Annotated in this window: 17 protein-coding genes; 7 read left to right on the top strand and 10 right to left on the bottom strand. The window is 68.3% G+C overall.

All coding sequences use genetic code 11. The annotated features are described in order from the left end of the window. The 4 genes from WA967_RS08960 to WA967_RS08945 form a co-directional block, all read right to left on the bottom strand. Entirely contained in the window at window positions 1-1095 is a 1095-nt protein-coding gene (locus WA967_RS08960) for an ABC transporter permease (protein ID WP_424421418.1), read from the bottom strand. Then, window positions 1092-1904, bottom strand: a complete 813-nt coding sequence (locus WA967_RS08955) for an ABC transporter ATP-binding protein (RefSeq protein ID WP_424421416.1) — start codon at window positions 1902-1904, stop codon at window positions 1092-1094. The genes WA967_RS08960 and WA967_RS08955 overlap by 4 nt, the downstream gene beginning before the upstream one ends. Next, window positions 1901-2725: an ABC transporter ATP-binding protein gene (locus WA967_RS08950; RefSeq protein WP_424421413.1), complete on the bottom strand. Its 825-nt coding sequence runs from the start codon at window positions 2723-2725 to the stop codon at window positions 1901-1903. Before WA967_RS08950 ends, WA967_RS08955 begins: the two co-directional genes overlap by 4 nt. A gap of 80 nt (window positions 2726-2805) precedes the next feature. Further along, window positions 2806-4479, bottom strand: a complete 1674-nt coding sequence (locus WA967_RS08945) for an ABC transporter substrate-binding protein (RefSeq protein WP_424421410.1) — start codon at window positions 4477-4479, stop codon at window positions 2806-2808. 166 nt (window positions 4480-4645) lie between these two features. On the opposite strand from WA967_RS08945, the gene WA967_RS08940 reads away from it, so the two are divergent. Next, a complete protein-coding gene (locus tag WA967_RS08940) occupies window positions 4646-5287 on the top strand; it encodes a TetR/AcrR family transcriptional regulator (protein ID WP_424421407.1) in 642 nt (213 codons plus the stop codon). Between the two features lie 98 nt (window positions 5288-5385). On the opposite strand, the gene WA967_RS08935 is transcribed toward WA967_RS08940, so the two are convergent. Both WA967_RS08935 and WA967_RS08930 read right to left on the bottom strand, forming a co-directional pair. Next, entirely contained in the window at window positions 5386-6576 is a 1191-nt protein-coding gene (locus WA967_RS08935; protein ID WP_424421405.1) for an MFS transporter, read from the bottom strand. A 125-nt stretch (window positions 6577-6701) separates the two neighbouring features. Continuing rightward, window positions 6702-6905 (bottom strand): cold-shock protein, encoded by a 204-nt coding sequence (locus WA967_RS08930; protein WP_298863297.1) that lies wholly within the window; start codon window positions 6903-6905, stop codon window positions 6702-6704. 389 nt (window positions 6906-7294) lie between these two features. Here WA967_RS08930 and WA967_RS08925 point away from each other — a divergent pair, with 389 nt between their 5' ends. Further along, window positions 7295-8509 (top strand): amidohydrolase, encoded by a 1215-nt coding sequence (locus WA967_RS08925; RefSeq protein WP_424421402.1) that lies wholly within the window; start codon window positions 7295-7297, stop codon window positions 8507-8509. 119 nt (window positions 8510-8628) lie between these two features. Next, window positions 8629-9885: an ATP-binding protein gene (locus tag WA967_RS08920; RefSeq protein WP_424421400.1), complete on the top strand. Its 1257-nt coding sequence runs from the start codon at window positions 8629-8631 to the stop codon at window positions 9883-9885. A 4-nt stretch (window positions 9886-9889) separates the two neighbouring features. On the opposite strand, the gene WA967_RS08915 is transcribed toward WA967_RS08920, so the two are convergent. Continuing rightward, window positions 9890-10558: a GTP pyrophosphokinase gene (locus tag WA967_RS08915; protein ID WP_298863303.1), complete on the bottom strand. Its 669-nt coding sequence runs from the start codon at window positions 10556-10558 to the stop codon at window positions 9890-9892. A gap of 143 nt (window positions 10559-10701) precedes the next feature. Here WA967_RS08915 and WA967_RS08910 point away from each other — a divergent pair, with 143 nt between their 5' ends. The 4 genes from WA967_RS08910 to WA967_RS08895 all read left to right on the top strand — a co-directional run bounded on the left by WA967_RS08910 (window position 10702) and on the right by WA967_RS08895 (window position 15957). Further along, window positions 10702-12792: an APC family permease gene (locus WA967_RS08910; protein WP_424421397.1), complete on the top strand. Its 2091-nt coding sequence runs from the start codon at window positions 10702-10704 to the stop codon at window positions 12790-12792. Between the two features lie 72 nt (window positions 12793-12864). After that, complete coding sequence (locus WA967_RS08905) at window positions 12865-14454, top strand: AMP-binding protein (RefSeq protein ID WP_424421394.1); 1590 nt, start codon at window positions 12865-12867, stop codon at window positions 14452-14454. A gap of 61 nt (window positions 14455-14515) precedes the next feature. Next, complete coding sequence (locus WA967_RS08900; RefSeq protein ID WP_424421391.1) at window positions 14516-15340, top strand: LuxR C-terminal-related transcriptional regulator; 825 nt, start codon at window positions 14516-14518, stop codon at window positions 15338-15340. Window positions 15341-15372: 32 nt separating this feature from the next. Next, on the top strand, window positions 15373-15957 hold the full coding sequence (locus tag WA967_RS08895; protein WP_424421388.1) for a GNAT family N-acetyltransferase: 585 nt from the start codon (window positions 15373-15375) through the stop codon (window positions 15955-15957). A 112-nt stretch (window positions 15958-16069) separates the two neighbouring features. Here WA967_RS08895 and WA967_RS08890 read toward each other — a convergent pair whose 3' ends face one another. From WA967_RS08890 to WA967_RS08880, 3 genes are all read right to left on the bottom strand, one after another. Continuing rightward, a complete protein-coding gene (locus WA967_RS08890; RefSeq protein WP_424421385.1) occupies window positions 16070-18139 on the bottom strand; it encodes a copper-translocating P-type ATPase in 2070 nt (689 codons plus the stop codon). Between the two features lie 146 nt (window positions 18140-18285). Next, window positions 18286-20601, bottom strand: coding sequence for a heavy metal translocating P-type ATPase (locus tag WA967_RS08885; RefSeq protein ID WP_424421382.1), 2316 nt, complete (start codon window positions 20599-20601; stop codon window positions 18286-18288). A gap of 28 nt (window positions 20602-20629) precedes the next feature. Then, the gene (locus tag WA967_RS08880; protein WP_424421380.1) at window positions 20630-20839 is read right to left on the bottom strand and encodes a heavy-metal-associated domain-containing protein; all 210 of its coding nucleotides are present in this window, start codon (window positions 20837-20839) and stop codon (window positions 20630-20632) included. Between the last annotated feature and the right edge of the window lie 35 nt (window positions 20840-20874).

Here is a 20874-nt window from a genome sequence, read left to right as displayed (position 1 = left end):
TCAGGCCTCCGACTGCCGGGTGCGGGGATCGAGGATCGCGTAGGCGATGTCGGCCAGGATGTTGGCCACCAGCACGGCCAGCACCAGCACCAGGAAGATGCCCTGCATGAGGGCGAAGTCCTTGGCGTTGGTGGCGCTCAGCAGCAGCAGTCCGATGCCGGGGTAGGAGAACACCATCTCCATCACGATGGTGCCGCCGACGATGAAGCCCAATGCCAGCGCGAAGCTCTGGATCTGCGGCAGCACGGCGTTGCGGGCGGCGTAGCGCCACAGCACGCGGCGGTTCGGCAGGCCCTTGGCCTGCGCGACGGTGACGTAGTCCTCATCGAGCACGGTGAGCATCATGTTGCGCATGCCCAGCACCCAGCCGCCCAGCGACACCAGCACGATCGTGATGACGGGCAGCGCGCCGTGCGAGATCACCTGGGAGATGAACTCGGCATTCCAGCCCTCTTCCACTCCGACCTCGTAGGCGTGGCCGGCGGGGAACCAGCCCAGCACGCTGGCGAACACGGCGATGAAGATCAGTCCCAGCCAGAAGTACGGCACGGTGCCGAGGAATGTGGTGATGGGCACCAGGGAGTCGAGCCGGCCGCCGCGCTTCCAGCCGATCACGGCGCCCAGCACGGTGCCGATGATGAACGAGATCACGGTGGCGACGCCGACCAGGCCCAGTGTCCACGGCAGGGCGGAGGCGATCGCCTGCCCCACCGGAGCCATGCCGGTGGAGATCGAGACGCCCAGGTCGCCGTGCAGCATGTTGCCCCAGTAGGTGAGGTACTGCTGCCACAGCGGGATGCTCTTGTCCAGACCGAACAGGATGCGCAGGGCGTGCTCGGCCTCGGGCGTCAGCTGCCCCTGGCTGCGGGCCATGTAGGTGTCGACCGCGTCGCCCTTCATGAGCCGCGGCAGGAAGAAGTTGATGGTGATGGCCGCCCACGCCGTGAACAGGTAGAACAGCACCCGCCCGCCGATGAACCGCCACGGCACCCGGATGCCGCCGCGCTCGGCGCGAGTGGCGGTGGTGCCCACCAGAGTGGGGTCGGATGCCGTGGTCCCTGACGCCTGCTCGGCGGTGGTCTGCTCGGGGGTCATCGCGCACCTCCGGTGCTCTGCGCCGAGGCGGTTCCGAAGAACTCCTCGGGGTCGGGGGATGCCGCGCGCAGCTCGCGCGTGTACGGGTCCTTCGGGTGCAGGATCACGTCGTCGGCGGGGCCGTACTCCACGACCCGGCCCTGGTTGAGCACCATGATCTCGTCGCTGAAATGCCGCGCGGTGGCCAGGTCATGCGTGATGTACAGCACGCCCAGGCCCTCCTCGCGCTGCAGGTCGGCCAGCAGGTTCAGCACGCCCAGGCGCAGCGAGACGTCCAGCATCGAGACCGGCTCGTCGGCGATCAGCATGACGGGGCGGGATGCCAGGGCGCGGGCGATCGCGACGCGCTGGCGCTGCCCGCCGCTCAGCTCGTGCGGGCGGCGCTCGAGCACGGCATCCGGATCCAGCCTCACCCGCTCCAGCAGCCGGCGCACCTCGTCGTCGATCTCCTTCGACGGCACGACGCGGTCCAGCTTCAGCGGACGCTCGATGTGGTGCCGGATGGAGTGATACGGGTTCAGCGACGCGAACGGGTCCTGGAACACCATCCGCAGCTGCTGCCGGTACTTCCGCAGCCCGCGGCCCGAGCGGGGGATGGGCGTGCCGTCGAGCAGGATCCGCCCGTGCGTGGGCGTCTCCAGCTGGGTGAGGATCTTGGCGATGGTGGATTTGCCGCTGCCGGACTGGCCGACCAGGCCGACGGTCTGGTGCGAGTGCAACGTGAAGCTCACGTCGTCGAGGGCCTTCATCTGGCCGGAGCCTCGGACGTTGTAGATCTTGGTGACGTTCTGGAACTCGAGAGTCGTCATCGCACCACCACTCCTCTCTCGCCGGTGAGGCGGGGGAACGAGCGCAGCAGGCTCTGCGTGTACTCGTGCTGCGGGTTCGTCCAGATCTCCCTGGCATCGGCGAACTCGACGATCTCACCCTCGCGCATGATGGCGATCCGGTCGCTGATCTCCAGCAGCAGCGGCAGGTCATGGGTGATGAAGATCACCGAGAAGCCGAACTCGTGCCGCAGCTGCGAGATCTGCTTGAGGATCTCGCGCTGCACCAGCACATCCAACGCGGTGGTGGGCTCGTCCATCACCATCAGCTGGGGCCGCAGGGCCAGCGCCATGGCGATCATCACGCGCTGGCGCATGCCGCCGGACAGCTCGTGCGGGAACGAGCGCGCGCGCTGCGCGCCCACCTTCACGATCTCCAGCAGCTCGGCGACCGCGGCCCGGCGCTCGCGCCGACCCAGCTGCGGGCGGTGCACCTCGAACACGTCCTCCAGCTGCGAGCCGATGGTCGCGACGGGGTTCAGCGCGTTCATCGCGCCCTGGAACACCATCGAGATCTTGTCCCACCGGAAGCGGCGCATCTGCTCGGCATCCAGGGAGTGCAGATCGATGTCAGCGCCGTTCTCATCGTGGAAGACGACGCTGCCGCTGGTGATCACCGCCGGCGGCTTGAGCAGGCGCTGCACGCCGTAAGCCAGCGTGGTCTTGCCGCTGCCGCTCTCGCCGGCCAGGCCGATGATCTCGCCGCGGTGCACGTCGAGGCTGACGCGGGTGACCGCCTCGACCGGCGGATCGACGTCGTACACGACCGAGAAGTCGCGTATCGAGAGGAGGGTGTCTGTCATGACTGTCCTTCGGGGCGAAGTCCGCTTCGACAGGCTCAGCGACCCGGGTGGGTCCCTGAGCCTGTCGAAGGGTGCGGATGCTACTTGACGGGCTTCAGCTTCATCAGCACCTGCACGGCCGTCGGCTGCGTCGGGTCGGCGGTGGCGTACTGGTCGCTCTCGCTGGGCCAGCCGGTGTAGGTGCGGGTGTTGTACTCGCCGAGCATCGGGTGGGTGCCGATCGGAATCGCCGGGACGTCCTCGACGAAGATCTTCTGCAGCTTGTTGAGTGCGTCCGTGCGGGCGGCGTCGTCCGATGCCTGTGCGTACTGCTTGAGCAGGGCGGTCGCCTCGGGGTTGTTGTAGCGCCCGAAGTTGTCCGAGACCTTGCCGTCGGCGGCCTGCTCCAGGTAGGCGCCGTTCATGACGTCGTCGTAGATGTGCCACGGGTTGGTGCCGGAGCCGGTCCAGTGCAGCGCGGCCTCGAAGTTGCCGGTGGCCATGTTGGTGAGCCAGGTGTCGGCATCCGGTGTGGCGACCTTCGCGTCTGCGCCCAGCGTCTTCTTCACCTGGGTGGCGACCAGCTGGATGCCGGTGACGTAGTCGTTCCAGCCCTGCGGGTCCTGCAGGGTGAACGAGACCGGGGTGCCCTTCGGGTCGATGAGGGCATCTCCCTTCCAGGTGTAGCCCGCGTCGGAGAGCACCTTGCGGGCGCCCTCGACGTCGATCGAGAACTTCTTGTCCTTGTACTCGGGAGCGATGTACTGGTCGCCGGTCGGCTGGGGGATCCCTGTGATGCTGGTCAGCTCGGGGCCGGCATTGCTGCGGGCGGTCTCGGCGTGCGCCTTGCGATCCACGACCATGTTGACGGCCTTGCGCAGCGCGACGTTGTCGAACGGGGCCTTGGTGGTGTTGACCAGGATCATGTCGGGGCTGAGCACATTGGCTCCCCAGAATACGTTGTGCTTCGGATCCTTGTCGACGTAGTTGATCTTGAAGTCGGTGATGAAGATCTGCGCCCAGTCGGCGTCGCCGCTCTGCAGCGCGCGCAGCAGGCCGGTGTTGTCGTTGTACTCGAGGTACTTCAGCTGCGCGACCGGAACCTTGCCGCCCCAGTAGTCGGTGCGGGCCTGCAGCACGACGCCCTGCGACGAGAAGGTCTTGATCGTGTAGGGGCCGGTGCCGATGGCATCCTTGACCGGATCCTTGGTCGGGTCGGCGATGCTCTTCCACTGGTGCTCGGGAACGATCGGCACCTGCAGCACGTCGCCCTGCTTGACGAACTTGGACTCGCCGAAGGTCATGACGACGTTGTCGCCGTCCTTCTTGATGTCGGTCAGCTTCAAGCCGCCGAGATCCAGAGCGGGGGTGTTCTTGATGAGGTTGAAGGTGAAGATGATGTCGTCGGCGGTGAACGGCTTGCCATCGTTCCACTTCACATCCTTGCGCGGTGTGACGGTCAGTTGGGTGTAGTCGCCGTTCCACTCCACCTTCGATGCCAGCCAGGGAGTGGTCTCGTTCTTGCCGACCGGGTTGACCATGGCGAGGGGTTCGTAGATCATCCGCGCGTAGGCGAGGTTCATGCCCGAGCCATTGCCGATGAACGGGTTGTTGATCTGAGCGGAAAGCACGCCCGAGCCGTCCGGCTTGGCGATCGTGAGGGATCCGCCGCTCGTGGTGGAGGCCGACGTCCCCCCTGACGAGCATCCGGTCAGCGCCATGGCGCTGAGCGCAGCGATCGCGACTCCCGCGATCAGGTACTTCTTGAGCTTCATTGCTTCTCCTAAGGCTCCGGGGCCTGGTGTGAGGGAAGTGAGCGGCAGCGCTCGGGACCCATTCACTTACTGATGAGAAAGTGAACTGACGAGTAGGTTACCTACTAGTCAGTAAGCTGGCAAGCGCGCGCTATCAGACCGTTACACTCGCCCTGAGGGAGGAACCGTGCCGAAGGCAGTGAAGGACAAGCCCCGCAGCCGCGCGGCGCAGCTCAAACGCGCCGAGATCCTGAAGGCTGCCGTCGACATCTTCGGCAGCAAAGGGTCCACCAACGGCACCCTGGCCGATGTCGCCGAGCAGGTCGGGCTCACGCACGCCGGGGTGCTGCACCACTTCGGCTCCAAGCAGAGACTGCTGCTGGAGGTGCTGGCGTATCGCGACCAGGCCGACGTGGCCGAGCTGCACGAGAGCCACATCCCCGGCGGGCTGGAGCTGTTCCTGCACCTGGTGCGGACGGCGTTCGTGAACGAGACCCGCCCAGGCATCGTGCAGGCGTACACCGTGCTCTCCTCGGAGTCCGTCACCGACGGGCATCCGGGCCGGCCGTACTTCGAGGACCGGTACACGACACTGCGCCGCGAGGTCAGCGAGGCGTTCGCCGTGCTGTGCGAGGCCGAGGGCGTGACCGACACGAGCACCGTCGCCGCGGCATCCGCCAGCATCCTCGCCGTCATGGACGGCCTGCAGCTGCAATGGCTGCTGCACCCCGAGATCGTCGAGCTGGGCGCCGCCAGCGAGTTCGCCATCACCGCGATCGTGAACGCTGTACTGAACCCCGCTCCGCCCCTGAAGTCCTACCAGCACTGACAGAGCCCATCCATACGGCGCAACCGGCCCTCTATTCCGCTGATCCGGGGCCCCTTGGATCCGGGGCCCCTTGCGCCACATGGACGGGCTTTCGCGGATCAGAGCACGGGGCGGCGGTCCACCCGGTGGGCCAGCAGCAGGTGCACGACCAGCGAGAGCGTCAGGAAGACAGATGCCAGCGGCACCAGCGCGTCTGCCGGCAGCCCCGCGGCCAGCACCGCGCCGCCGGTCGCGCTGCCGATCGCCGAGCCGAGCATCATGCCGCTGGTGTTCAGCGCGACGACGAGCGCGACGGAGTCGGGTGCCATCATCGCCAGCCGCGCCTGCAGCGAGATGCCGGACCCGCCGTTGAAGGTGGCCGTGCCGAAGAACCAGACCAGGATCGAGACGATCCCCCACGCTCCGGTGAGTCCGAGCCCCGCGGTGCCGAGCAGCATGAAGCCGATCAGCGCGACGATGATGGTCGTGATCACGCGATCCGGCCCGCCGCGGTCGATCCATCGGCCGGCGACCATGTTGCCGCCCAGACTGAAGATTCCGTAACCGAACAGCGCACCCACCATCGCGAGCCCGAGTCCGGTGCGCGAGCCGACGATGAGCGAGGCGTAGGTGAAGCACAGATAGCTGGCGCCCATCAGCCCCACCGGCACCAGCAGCGCGAGCAGGATCGGCCCGCGGGTGAGCGGGCGGAGCGTCTCGCGCAGCGGCAGCGAGGGCAGGTGCAGCGTGGGCACATTGATCAGGATGCCGATCAGCGCCAGCACCCCGATGCCGAAGACGATGAACAGCGGCAGGCGCCAGTTCTCCTCGCCGATGAGCAGTCCCACCGGCACCCCGAGCGCGGTCGCGGCGAGGAAGCCGCCCATCACGACCGACAGCGCTCGCCCGCGGCGCTCTGGCGCGGAGATCGCGATCACGTAGGCTGCCACGACGGCGCTGAGCAGGGCCCCGCCGACGGCCGAGATCACCCGCCCGCTCATGGCCCACCCGTACGTCGGCGCCACGGCGACGACCAGGTTGCCGATCGCGAACACCGCCAGCGCGACGGCGATCGTGCGCTTGCGCTCGAACCTGCCGGTGAGCGCTCCGAGCAGAGGGCCTGCGACCGCGCTTGTCAGCGCGAAGACGCTCATCAGCTGCCCCGCCGCCGCTTCGTCGACACGCAGATCGCCCGCGATCTGCGGCAGCAGTCCCGTGAGGACGTAGCCGTCGATGCCCATGGAGAAGTTCGCGACGGAGAGCCACAGCAGTGCTGCGAAGCCGCCGGACCGCGTGTCGTCTCTCGCCACCGATCCATCCTCGCAGAGCGCGGCCTCAGCCCGGCACCCACACCCGGCCACGGGATGCCGGACAGCACCGGAGACACGGAACCGGCCCGGACTCGATGGTCCGGGCCGGTTCTGCGTCGCTTCGATCAGAGCGGGCGGATGTTCATCGCCTGCATGCCCTTGGGGCCGCGCTCGGCGTCGAATTCCACCTTCTGATTCTCTGTGAGCTCCCGGAAGCCCGACGCGGCGACCGCCGAGAAGTGGGCGAAGAGATCGGCAGAGCCGTCGTCAGGGGCGATGAAGCCGAAGCCCTTCTCCGAGTTGAACCATTTCACAGTGCCCGTGGCCATGTGTCTACTTCTTCCTGTTGTCGCGGCCGTCGATACGGCCGTGTGCGTCGCACCGGATGTCGGCGGACACGATTCTCATCCCCGGTCGGAGACGGACGATGGAGTCGCAATGCCGGGGATCGGCGCGCGACGTGGACATTCGGGCGATGGTGAGGATCGCCGGGGTGAGAGAGATTCACCACGACCTCCAGAGTGGAGGACACGCAACCGTATCACGCGCGCCTGCGAGAAACCCGCCGATCGGGCGACGGGTCCCTCTCAGCCATGGCCGCGCCGCATCCGACTTCCCGTCATAGCATCCGGTGAGCCCGTGATCCCGCAGTTCCGTGACGGCGCCGATCACGGGGATCGGCTGACATCCCGGCATCCGCCCGCTCTATGCTCGCCTCATGAGCATCGATCTCGAGTCGCTGTACATCGACCTGCATCGCAACCCCGAGCTGTCCTTCCAAGAGACCCGCACGGCCGGGATCGCCGCCGGGCACCTGCGCGATCTGGGCCTGGAGGTGGCCGAGGGCGTCGGCACCACCGGCGTCGTGGCAGTGCTGCGCAACGGCGACGGCCCCACCGTCTGGCTGCGCGCCGACATGGATGCGCTGCCGGTGACCGAGGAGACCGGACTGCCCTATGCGTCCACGGCCACCGGGACGGATCCCGACGGCGAGCACGTCGGTATCATGCACGCCTGCGGGCACGACATGCACGTGACCGCCATGATCGGAGCCGTCGAACAGCTCGTCGCCCAGCGCGCGGAGTGGTCGGGCACCGCAGTCATCGTCATCCAGCCCGCTGAGGAGCTGGGAGCCGGCGCCCGCGCCATGCTCGACGACGGCGCACTGGACCGCTTCCCCCGGCCGGATGTCGTGCTGGGCCAGCACGTAGGACCGCTGCCTGCAGGCACGGTGGGGCTGCGCCCGGGCCCGCAGATGTCAGCATCCGATGGTCTGAAAGTGGTGCTGCACGGCCGCGGCGGGCATGGCTCCCGCCCGGAGTCGACGATCGACCCGATCGTGATGGCCGCCTCGACGATCATGCGCCTGCAGACCGTGGTCTCGCGCGAGACCGACCCGGCACTTCCCGTGGTGGTGACGGTGGGCTCCGTGCACGCCGGAACGAAGAACAACATCATCCCCGCCGATGCCACGCTGCAGCTGAGCCTGCGCTACCCGAACGACGAAGTGCGCGAGAAGGTGCTGAAGAAGGTGGAGCGCGTCGTGCGCGCGGAATCCGCGGCATCCGGCGCCGAGCGCGAGCCTGATATCGACACCCTGCACACGCTTCCGGCAACCATCAACGATGCGGATGCCGCAGCCCGGGTCACTGCTGCGTTCCAGGCGGGCTTCGGCGAGCAGGCCGTGCTCGACCCGGGGCTGCTCACCGGCAGCGAGGACGTGTCGTGGTTCGCCCGGGATGCCGGCGTGCCGCTGGTGTTCTGGTTCTGGGGCGGCGCAGACCCGGCTGCGTTCGGCGCGGCGATGGCGAGAGGCACGCTGGAGGAGGACATCCCCACCAATCACTCGCCGTTCTTCGCCCCGCTCATCCACCCCACCATCGAGGTCGGCGTGAAGGCGCTGGTGACCGCGGCCCGGGAGTTCCTGGCCTGAACAGAGACACCCGCAGTGCCTGCAGAACGGCGACGATAGGTCTGCAGAACGGCAACGAGAGGCTTGTAAAACGGCAACGGCAGGCCTGCAGAACGGCAGAGTTGTGCTAAATTCACCGCATGTCACTGTTGCGTCGCAATGCTGCCGCGCTGGCCGCGGAGATCATGGCGACATCGCCGATCACCGTGCTCTCCGGCGCAAGACAGGTCGGCAAGAGCACCCTCATGCAGCAACTCGCAAGCAACCGGGACGCGCGCATCGTGTCGCTCGATTCCGCCGTGGACCGGGCCGCCGCCGAACGCGACCCTGACGGATTCGCGCAGCAGCATCCATCAGGCACCCTTGCGATCGATGAGATCCAGCGCGTTCCGAAGCTACTCATCGCTGTGAAACACGCGACTGATCTGAATCGGACTCCCGGGCGCTTCATCCTCACAGGATCTGCCGATCTGCTCACCATTCGTGGCGGTCAGGAGAGCCTCGCAGGTCGCGCTCAGACAGTTGCCCTCGACGGTCTGAGCCGCGGCGAGATCGAAGGCACGACCGAGGACTTCGCCCACTATGCCTGGAATCTGCCGAACGGGGCAGTCCTTCGGGATGTCCCGGATATCTCCCGTCGCGACTACCTCGAACTGAGCTCGCGCAGCACGTTCCCCGAGATCCGTGATCTGACGTCCCGCCAGCAGGTTCGATGGCTGAACAACTACTCAGAGCGCGTACTGTCGAAAGACGCGGCGGAAGTGTCCGGCATCCAGCATCCGGATCGTCTCCGTCCTCTGCTCCAGCTGATCGCTGCGGAGAACGCCACCGAGTTTGTCGCCGCCCATGTTGCGCGTCAGCTCGACATCCCGCCCCGCAGCGTCCCCGCCTACCTCCGTGCATTGCGCGATGTCTTCCTTGTGCGGGAGCTTCCCGCGTGGGGTGCCAACATCAGCAGGCGCGTCATCTCGAAACCCAAGGTGAGCATCGCCGATCCGGGGCTGGCCGCCGCGCTCAGCGGGGCCGACATCGATGGCCTCGAACGTGACATTGCCGGAGCGCTCACCGGCGGGCTGGTCGAGGGGTTCGTCACCTCAGAGATCGCGAAGCAACGGACATGGTCCGCTATCGACACCCGTCTCCATCACTTCCGCGACAGCGGCGGACGCGAAGTCGACCTGGTGCTGGAGAATCCTCGGCGTGAGGTCGTCGGCGTCGAAGTGAAGGCCACCAGCTCTATCACCGCACGGCACTTCCGCGGCCTCGAGTTCCTGCGCGACTCGCTCGGTGCGGCGTTCGTTGCCGGCGTGGTCCTCTACACGGGACACAGATCCCTGCGATTCGGCGACCGGCTCTGGGCACTGCCCATCGGTTCCCTCTGGCGCGCGACGGTCTGAGCGCCTATGCCTCCAGCACCCGGTGGTTGATCTGGAGGGCCTCGCGGTGCAGCCGCTCCATCTGCAGGTCCAGCTCGCCCGCGGTCTCGGCCGCGTCGGTGAGGCGCTGCACCAGGTGCGCGGGGACGCGGCCGTCGAACTTGTAGTGGATCTTGTGCTCCAGACTCGCCCAGAAGTCCATTGCGATGGTGCGGAACTGCACCTCGACGGGCACCTGGATCGGACCGGTGGACAGGAACACCGGCACCTCGACGATGACGTGCAGACTGCGGTAACCGTTGGGCTTGGGCTGGGCGATGTAGTCCTTCACGATGCGGACGGTGATGTCATCCTGCCGGGTGAACAGCTCGAACAGCCGGTACACGTCGCTGACGAAGCTGCAGGTCACTCGCACGCCGGCGATGTCGGTGATCTCGCCGCGGATGGTCTCGAAGTCCGGCTCGATTCCCTTGCGCGCGACCTTCTCGACGATCCCATCGGGTGACTTGAGCCGACTGGAGACGTGCTCGATGGGATTGTAGGCGTGCAGGTGGGTGAACTCGTCGCGCAGGATCGAGATCTTCGTCTCGACCTCGCGCATGCCGAACTCGTACTCGCGCAGGAACCGCTGGAACTGGTCGCGGAGCTGCTTCGCCTGGGCGATCGCGGCGTCGTCGACGGGAACCGTGCTCATGCCGATGACGTTACGCCGTCGCGTTCGGAATGCGCTGGAAGCAGCGGATGCTGGGGCGCCTCGCGAGCGCTGCGTCTACCGGCAGCGCGGTGCAGATGCCGCCACCGGGGTCGCCGTGTTGCACCCCCGTCACCGCAGGCGTAATGTCGCCGCTCGTGGCACACGATGGCCGCGAGCCGGGCGATGCCCCGCAGCTCGCAAAACGCATCCTGATCGGCGAACCGCTGACGACCGAACAGGTCAACGACCAGCTGCTCCCCAAGCGCATGGCGCTGCCGATCTTCGCATCCGACGCGCTGAGCTCTGTGGCCTACGGGCCGCAGGAGATGCTGATGATCATGCTCATCGGCGGAACCGCGCTGATGACGCTGAGCCCGCTGGTCGCTGCGGCCGTGGTGCTGCTGCTGATCGTGGTGGTGCTCAGCTACCGGCAGATCATCAAGGCCTATCCCTCCGGCGGCGGCGACTTCGAGGTGACGCAGCGCAACCTCGGCGAGGTGCCATCGGTGATCGTGGCCGCCGCCCTGCTCGTGGACTACATCCTCACGGTGTCGGTGTCCATCGCCTCGGGCGTGGACAACATCATCTCCGCCGTGCCCGTGCTCAACAACTGGCGCGTGGAGATGGCTGTCGGATTCGTCGCCCTGATCGTCATCGTCAACCTGCGAGGCGTGCGCGAGGCATCCGCTGTCTTCGCCATCCCCACCTACGTGTTCATCGGATCGGTGGGCGTGATGATCGTCACGGCGCTGGTGCGCACCGTGATGGGCGATGCGCCGGTGGCTGCCAGCGCCGCCTACACGATGCATGCGGAGAGCCTCAGCCAGGCAGCCATCGTGCTGTTGATCCTGCGGGCCTTCTCCAGCGGATGCTCGGCCCTGACCGGCGTGGAAGCCGTCTCCAACGGCGTGCCGGCGTTCCGCGTGCCGAAGATCCGCAACGCCAAGACGACCCTGGCGATGATGGGCTCGATCGCCGCCCTGCTGTTCGCAGGGCTCACCGCCGTCGCGCTGATCTCGGGCGTCAAGTACGCCGAGGATCCCTGCCAGCTGGTCGGCTACACCTGCGGCACCCCGCAGCAGAGCCTGATGGCGCAGGTGGCATCCGCCACGTTCGGTGCGGGAAGCATCGCGTTCTTCATCATCCAGGCGGCCACCGCCTGCGTGCTGCTGCTGGCCGCCAACACGGCGTTCAACGGCTTCCCGCTGCTGGGTTCGGTGCTGGCGCGCGAGGGTTACGCCCCGAAGGCGCTGAACACCCGGGGCGACCGGCTGGTGTTCTCCAACGGCATGATCGTGCTGGGCCTCGCCGCAGTGGTGGTGCTGGTGGTGTTCCAGGCGAACCTCACCAACCTCATCCAGCTGTACATCATCGGCGTCTTCGTATCGTTCTCGCTGGGCCAGATCGGCATGGTGCGGCACTGGAAGCGCGTGCTGCACGAGACGCACGCGCGTCCGCTCAGCGAGGTGGCCGATGACCGACGCGGCGCCGTCACCGGCCTGGTGATCAACACGACGGGCGCGATCATGACCGTGACCGTGCTCGTGATCGTGACGATCACGAAGTTCACGCACGGCGCGTGGATGGTGTTCTTCGCGATCCCGGTGCTGGCCGTGCTGATGCTGGGCGTGAAGCGCTACTACCGCGACGTGGAGCACGAGATCTCGATCGACGACACCACGCACTTCGGCTCCAGCGGCGACGTGGCCATCGTGCTGGTGAGCAGGCTGCAGAAGCCCGTCATCAAGGCGCTGGACTACGCCATCGCCGCCCAGCACGACAAGACCATCGCCCTGCACATCGCCCTCACCCCCGAGGACGGCAAGGAGCTTCAGCGTCAGTGGCAGCAGCACAACATCCCCGTGCCGCTGGTCATCGTCGACTCCCCGTACCGCACGTTCGCGCAGCCGGTGGAGCACTTCATCCGCCAGTATCGCGAGAAGCATGGTCCGAGCGTGATCACCGTGTACCTGCCGCAGTACATCGTGGGGCACTGGTGGGAGTCCATGCTGCACAACCGTCGCTCCCGCCGCATCGCCGCGCAGCTCATGATGGTTCACGGTGTGACCATCACCCTGGTGCCGTGGCTGCTGGATTCCTCCGAGCTCATCTACGGCCGCAGGTCGCGTCCGCTGCCCGGTCAGCAGCGCTCGGGCCGTCCGGTGGTGCTCTACAGCAAGCCGCCCGTCGGTCGTCGCGCGCAGCGACCGGCGGGTCCGCCCGACCAGGGGTGACGGCATCCGGCATCCGCAGGTCACCCCCGAACGGGGGTGGACGCCGCCGCCGCACCAGCGCATCCTGTTGCGATGAGCAACGGCGCTTCCTACTCCTCCGGAATCAGTTCCACTCCCCTGCGCGGGCAGACCATCGGCGACATGCTGCGCGAGGGCGCGGCGACCTTCGGCGATCGCGAGGCTCTCGTCGACGCACCCGACGGACGCCGCTGGACATACGCCCAGCTGCTGCACGACAGCGAGCGGCTGGCCTCTGCGCTGCGCGGACTCGGCATCCGCAAGGGCGACCGCGTGGGCATCTGGGCTCCGAACTGCGCGGAGTGGGTGCTGACGCAGTACGCCACCGCGTTGATCGGCGCGATCCTCGTGAACGTCAATCCGGCCTACCGCACGCACGAGGTCAAGTACGTCATCGAGCAGTCCGAGATGGCTCTCATCGTCAGCGCCGTCGAGTACCGCACCTCGAAGTACGCCGAGATGCTCGCCGAGATCGGGTACGAGAAGACACTGTTCATCGGGTCGGAGCGCTGGTCGCAGCTGGTCGCGGATGCCCCGGAGTTCGAAGACACGGATGCCCTGGCTTTCGACGACCCGATCAACATCCAGTACACCTCGGGCACCACCGGGTTCCCGAAGGGCGCCACGCTCACGCACCACAACATCCTCAACAACGGGTTCTTCGTGGGGGAGGGCATCGCCTACACCGAGCACGACCGTGTGGCGCTGCCGGTGCCGCTGTACCACTGCTTCGGCATGGTGATGGGCGTCCTCGGGGCGCACTCGCACGGAGCGGCCGTGGTGCTGCCGGCGCCCGGCTTCGATGCCGAGACCACGCTGCAGGTCGTTCAGGACGAGAAGGTCACCTCGCTGTACGGGGTGCCGACCATGTTCATCGCCGAGCTCGCGCATCCGCGGTTCGCCGAGTTCGACCTGTCGTCGCTGCGCACCGGGATCATGGCCGGCTCGCCGTGCCCGGTCGAGACGATGAAGCGCACCATGACCGAGATGGGGATGAGCGAGGTGGCCATCTGCTACGGCATGACCGAGACCTCGCCGGTGTCGACCATGACCAAGATGGACGACGACGTGGCCGCACGCACGCAGACCGTCGGGCAGGTGATGCCCCATCTGGAGGTCAAGATCGTCGACGAGGACGGGCAGGTGGTGCCGCTCGGCCAGCCGGGCGAGTTCTGCACCCGCGGGTACTCCGTGATGCTGGGCTATTGGAACGAGCCGGCCAAGACGGCGGAGGCCATCGACGCCGGCCGCTGGATGCACACCGGAGACATGGCGACCATGGATGCCGATGGCCGGGTGCAGGTGGTCGGGCGCATCAAGGACATGGTGATCCGCGGTGGCGAGAACATCTACCCGCGCGAGATCGAGGAGTTCCTGTACACGCACCCCGATGTGCAGGACGTGCAGGTGATCGGCGTGCCCGACGAGCAGTACGGCGAGGAGCTGATGGCCTGGATCGTGCTGCGCCCCGGTGCCGCATCGCTGACCGCTTCGGATGTGAGGCAGTTCGCGACCGGGCGGCTGGCGCACTTCAAGATCCCGAAGTACGTGCACCTGGTCGACGACTTCCCCATCACCATCACCGGCAAGGTGCGCAAGGTCGAGATGCGCGAGATGGCGGCGCGGCTGCTGGTCGGGCGCTGACCCGGCCGAACCGGTGTAGGTTCGAGGGCACGCGGCGGGGTTGCCGCGTGGGAGGTGCAGGATGCCGCTGTTCGGATCGTCGTTCCGCGCGCTGCGTGACCGCGGCGGGCTGGACGTGGTCTTCGGGGGCATCGCCCGGCCTCGGGCGACCGGCTTCGCCATCACGCACACGCAGGGCGGTCTCACCGACCGGCTCAATGGGCTGCTGATCCGCGCCGGGCACGGGCTCGGCGGGCTGGTGATGACCTCGGCGCACCCGGCTGCCGTGCGCGACTACCTCAGCGACGGCCGAATCACGCACGCCTACGACGCCGCCGTCTCCGCCGAGCGACTTCGCACGGTCACCGCGTTCCCGGTGCTCGTGAAGGGTGCAGTGCGGGGCGTGCTGTACGGGGCGATGCGGGGTGCCGCACCGCTCACGCCCTCGGCATCCGCAGCGATGAAGAGCGTCGCCGACGGCATCGGCTTCGACCTGGCTGTGGAAGAGGCGGTCACGCAGCGTGTCGACCTGGCCGAGACTGCGGAGCGGATGCGCCTGGCGCGCAGTGCCGTGCCGGATCGGGAATGGGAGGGGGTCCGCACGGCGTTCGCCGAACTGCGGGAGCTGGCGCAGGATGTCGAGGATGCCGGCATCCGCGCCCGCTTGGACTCGATCCTGGATCGCATGGCGCACCCTTCTTCTGCTGTGGGTGCGCGACTGTCGGCGCGCGAGGTGGACGTTCTGGCACTGGTGGCGCTGGGCTGTTCCAACGCCGAGATCGGCCTGCGCCTGAACCTGCAGCCCGAAACCGTGAAGAGCTATCTGCGCACCGCGTCGCGCAAGCTCGGAGCCGGGGGCCGCGTCGATGCCGTGCGGCTGGCGAGAGCCGCGGGACAGCTGCCCTGAGCCGGGCGGGCTTCCGGCATTACGCTGGTGAGATGGTCGAACTGCACCAAGTCCCCTGGCCGATCCGCACCGAGCGGCTGCTGATCCGGCCACTGGAGGATGCCGATCTCGCAGCCGTCTGGGAGTTCCGGCGGCTGCCGGAGGTGAATCGCTGGCTGGGTCGTGCGCCCGCCACGCGCGAGGCGTTCGATGACACGTACTCGGAGCCGGAGCGTCGGGCGATCACGTTCGTGATCGAGCTGCCGGATGCTGCGGGCAGGACGATCATCGGCGATCTGATGCTGAAGATCGAGGACGGCTGGGCGCAGGCCGAGGCCGCGGACGCAGCGCGCGGCGTGCAGGCCGAGCTGGGCTGGGTGCTCGCGCCGGCGCATGCGGGGCGGGGCTACGCGACCGAGGCCGTCAGCGCGATGATCGACCTGTGCTTCGGGGCGCTCGGGCTGCGCCGCGTGCATGCGGGATGCTTCGCCGTCAACGAGCCGTCGTGGCGGCTGATGGAGCGACTCGGCATGCGCCGCGAGGAGGACAGCCGGCAGACCGCGCTGCACCGCTCGGGTGAGTGGATGGACGGCGTGAACTACGCCCTGCTGGCCGACGAGTGGCCCGGCCGGCGCTGACGTCGCACGGGCCGAGCGCACGGGATGCTGCCGAGCCCACGGGTTGTTCGCGTGAACCTCCCGCCCGCCCCGCGAGGTCAGTCGCTGTCGACGGAGGGCGAGAGGCGGAGTGTCAGCGGCCCGGGCGGAGATCCAGTCGGCGCAGCGCCTGGGCGTTGAGCGCGACGACGATGGTCGACAGGCTCATCAGCACGGCGCCGACGGACATCGGCAGCACGAACCCGACCGGCGCCAGCATGCCCGCGGCCAGCGGCACCGAGATCAGGTTGTAGCCGGCGGCCCACCACAGGTTCTGCGTCATCTTGCGGTAGCTCGCCTGCGACAGCTCGATCACCGATACCACCGAGCGCGGGTCGTCGGATGCCAGGATCACCCCCGCGGACGCGATCGCGACGTCGGTTCCGGCGCCGATCGCGATGCCGACATCAGCCTGCGCGAGTGCCGGGGCGTCGTTCACGCCGTCGCCGACCATCGCGACTCTCCTGCCCTCGCGCTGCAGCTCGGCGACCCTCGCGGACTTGTCCTCCGGCCGCACCCCGGCGAACACTCTCTCGATGCCGAGATCGGCAGCCACCGCATGCGCGACAGCCTCGGCATCGCCGGTGATCATGACCACTTCGATGCCCCGCGCCTGCAGCGCACGCACGGCCTCACGCGACTCACTGCGGATCTCGTCGGCCAGCTTCAGCCCACCGATGGTCTGCCCATCACGCACCACGTGCAGGATGATCGCCCCGTCGACCCGCCACTGGGCAGCCTCCGGCGCATCGTCGGCCCCGACCTCTTCGAGCAGGCGCGGCCCGCCGACTCGCACCTCGTGTCCGTCGACCGTCGCGGTCACACCGACCGCAGGCGACGAGCTGAAGCCCGTCGCGCTCGGCACGTCACGTGCCGAGGCCGCACGCACGATCGCCTTCGCGAGCGGGTGCTCGCTGTCGGCCTCGGCGGATGCCGCCAGCGCGAGCACCTGATCTGCGGTCCACCCCGCAGAGGGGGCGACGGCGGTGACGGTGGGCTCGCCCTTGGTGAGCGTGCCGGTCTTGTCGAACAGCACGGCGTCGACGTCGCGCATCGTCTCCAGCGCCAGACGGTCCTTGATGAGCACGCCGGCGCGCGCCGCGCGCTCGGTCGCGATCGACACGACCAACGGGATCGCGAGGCCCAGCGCGTGCGGGCAGGCGATCACGAGCACCGTGATGGTGCGGACGACCGCCTCATCAGGCATCCCGAGGAAAGTCCAGACGAGAGCCGTGACGACCGCGGCGCCCAGCGCGAACCAGAACAGCCACGCCGCCGCACGGTCGGCGATGCGCTGTGCTCGCGAGCTGGACGCCTGCGCGTCGGCGACGAGCCTGCGGATGCCGGCGAGCGCCGTGTCGTCGCCTGTGGCGGTCACGCGAATGCGCAGGCCCGAGTCGGTGGCGACAGTTCCCGCGGTGACGTGGTCGCCCGTACCGCGGCTGACCGTGCGGGACTCCCCGGTGAGCATGGACTCGTCGAGGTCGGCGCGGCCGTCGACGATCTCGCCGTCGGCGGGGATGCTGCCGCCGGGGCGGACCCGCACGATGTCGCCGATCTCGAGATCGGCGGGGCTGACCACGGTGCCGTCCACCAGCTCGGCCTCGTCGGGCAGCAGGGCCGCGAGTGAGTCCAGCGCGGAGGTGGTCTGCGCGAGCGAGCGCATCTCCAGCCAGTGCCCGAGCAGCATGATCACGATCAGCAGCGCCAGCTCCCACCAGAATTCGAGCTCGTGGTGCAGGATGCCGAGGCTCGCTCCCCACGAGGCGAGGAACGCCACCGTGATGGCCAGGCCGATCAGCAGCATCATGCCGGGGCGGCGTGCCTTCAGCTCGGAGACAGCGCCCGTGAGGAACGGGCGTCCGCCCCACGCGTACATGACCGTGCCGAGGACCGGTGCGATCCAGGGGCCCCAGGCAGGCACTTCGTAGCCGAGGATCATCGCGAACATACCGCTGAACGCGACGGCGGGAACGGCGATCAGCAGGTTGATCCAGAACAGCCGGCGGAACTGGCCGACGTGGTCGCCGTGTCCGGCGTGCTGCCCGTGTCCGGCGTGATCCATGCTCATGCCAGGGCGCGTGTGCTCGCCAGGGCTGGAGTGGCTGCTGTGCTCGGCGTGCCCTCCAGGCATCTCGCCGTGCGGCGAGGTGTGTGCGTTCATCGTGTGCGCTCCCTGCTCTGCGTGGCTGTTCGGGCCCATCGGCGCCTCCTCGGCATCCGGAGCCGGCCGCGCCGGCTCATGATGACTCCAACCAAATACCCCCCTGGGGTATTCCTTGGAAGGTATGACCGGTGTCGCCGCCCGTGTCAGCGGAAGCTGCGCAGCCGCAGACTGTTGCCCACCACGAACACGCTGGAGAACGCCATCGCAGCACCGGCGAGCATGGGATTCAGCAGGCCCAGTGCGGCCAGGGGGATGGCGGCGGTGTTGTATGCGAATGCCCAGAACAGGTTGCCCTTGATCGTGCCGAGAGTGCGGCGCGAGAGGCGGATCGCGTCGGGTGCCGCGCGCAGATCGCCCCGCACGAGCGTGATGTCGGATGCCTGGATCGCGACATCCGTGCCGGTGCCCATCGCCATGCCCAGGTCGGCCTGCGCGAGCGCGGGCGCATCGTTGACGCCGTCGCCGACCATCGCGACCACATGGCCCTCGGCCTGCAGCCGCGAGATGACGGCGACCTTTCCGGCCGGCAGCACCTCGGCGATCACGTGGTCGATGCCGACCTGGGCGGCGATGTGCCGCGCGGCCTGTTCGTTGTCGCCGGTGAGGAGGACGGGCGTGAGCCCGAGCGCCTTCAGCGAGGCGACGGCCTCGGCGCTGGTGGCCTTGACCTCGTCGGCCACGACGATCAGGCCACGGGGCTCGCCGTCCCAGGCGACCAGCACGACCGTCTGGGCCGCGGACTCGGCATCCGCCTGCGCCTGCAGCAGCTCGGCCGACGGATGCAGCGACCACTCCTCCAGGAGCGACAGCCTCCCCACGAGCATGGCGTGGCCCTCGACGACACCCGTGACCCCGCGACCCTCGTGGTTCTGGAACCCTTCGACAGGCTCAGGGACCCATCCTTCGGCACCTGACCCCACCTGGGTCGCTGAGCTTGTCGAAGCGTCGGGCGCCCCTTCGCTCCCCACGCCCCAGTCCCGTGACGCAGCCGCAGCGATGGCCCGGGCGATCGGGTGCTCGCTGGCATGCTCGATCGCCCCGGCCAGGCGCAGCAGCTCACCGGCATCCGTCCCCTGCTCGGGCACGACCCGTGCCACCGACATCCGCCCCTCGGTGACGGTTCCGGTCTTGTCGAGCACGATCGTGTCGACCTGGCGGGTGGACTCCAGAACCTCCGGGCCCTTGATCAGGATGCCGCGCTGCGCGCCGCGTCCGGTGCCCACCAGCAGCGCGGTCGGCGTGGCCAGTCCCAGCGCACAGGGGCAGGCGATGATGAGCACCGCGACCGCGGCGGTGAAGGCCATCGACGCCCCGGACCCCCGCAGCAGCCAGGATGCCAGCGTCACCAGGGCGATGCCGATCACGACGGGCACGAAGATCCCCGAGATGCGGTCGGCCAGGCGCTGCACCTCGGCCTTGCCGGTCTGCGCGTCCTCGACCAGGCGCGCCATCTGCGCGAGCTGCGTGTCGGCGCCCACGCGAGTGGCGCGCACCACCAGCCGACCGCCGGCGTTCACGGTGGCGCCGGTCACGGCATCCCCCGCCGCCACTTCGACCGGCACGGCCTCGCCGGTGATCATCGACTGGTCCACGGCAGATGTGCCCGAGGCCACGATGCCGTCGGTGGCGATCTTCTCGCCCGGGCGCACGACGAACTCGTCGCCCACGCGCAGTTCGGCGATGGGGATGCGCACCTCGACGCCCGCCCGCAGCACCGCGACATCCTTGGCCCCGAGCTCCATCAGCGCGCGCAGCGCGGCGCCGGCCTGCCGCTTGGCGCGCTTCTCGAAGTAGCGCCCGGCCAGCACGAACATGGTCACGCCGGCGGCGACCTCGAGGTAGATGCTGCCGGCACCGTCCGTGCGCGCGATCGCGAGCGAGAACTCGTGGGTCATCCCCGGCATTCCGGCCGTGCCGAGGAACAGCGCGTACAGCGACCACAGGAACGCCGCCGAGGTGCCCAGGCTGATCAGGGTGTCCATGGTGGCCGCGCCGTGGCGCAGGTTCACCCACGCCGCGCGGTGGAACGGCCACGCCGCCCACACGATCACCGGCGCGGCCAGCGCCAGCGACGCCCACTGCCAGTACGTGAACTGCAGCGCGGGGATCATGGCCAGCAGGATCACCGGGATGCTGAGCACGATGGCGCCGACCAGCCGCTGCCGCAGGGAGCGCAGCTCCGGGTCGTCGCCGGATGGCCGGGTCCCTGAGCCCGTCGAAGGGTCGGGAACCTCGGGCGCGGGTACGGATGCCGTGTATCCGGCGTTCTCGACCGTGGTGATCAGCAGCGCGGCATCCAGCGGCCCGTCGACGGTGACCTGTGCCTTCTCGGTGGCGTAGTTGACGGTCGCGGTGACCCCATCGAGCTTGTTGAGCTTCTTCTCGATGCGCATCGCGCACGACGCGCAGGTCATCCCACCGATCTCCAGATCGATCCGGGATGCGTCTGCGATGGTCATGGCGATGCTCCTCCGAAGGAAGAGGAAGTCAGGCGGCGACGGCGGAGTAGCCCGCTTCGTCGACGGCGGCGATGACGGCATCCTGATCCAGAGCGGACGACGAGGTCACGACCAGGCGGCCGCTCTGCGCGCTCACGTCGATGCTCTCGACTCCGGCGATCCTCTCGACCTCTTCGCGCACGGACATCTCACAGTGCCCGCAGGTCATCCCGGTCACCTGGAACTCGGTGGTGGTCATCGTCTCTCCTCCGCTCGGTACCCCGCAGGGTACGT

This window comes from Microbacterium sp. (assembly GCF_049650565.1).
Taxonomy (GTDB): Bacteria; Actinomycetota; Actinomycetes; order Actinomycetales; family Microbacteriaceae; genus Microbacterium.
This window is presented reverse-complemented; position numbering and strand designations above follow the sequence as displayed.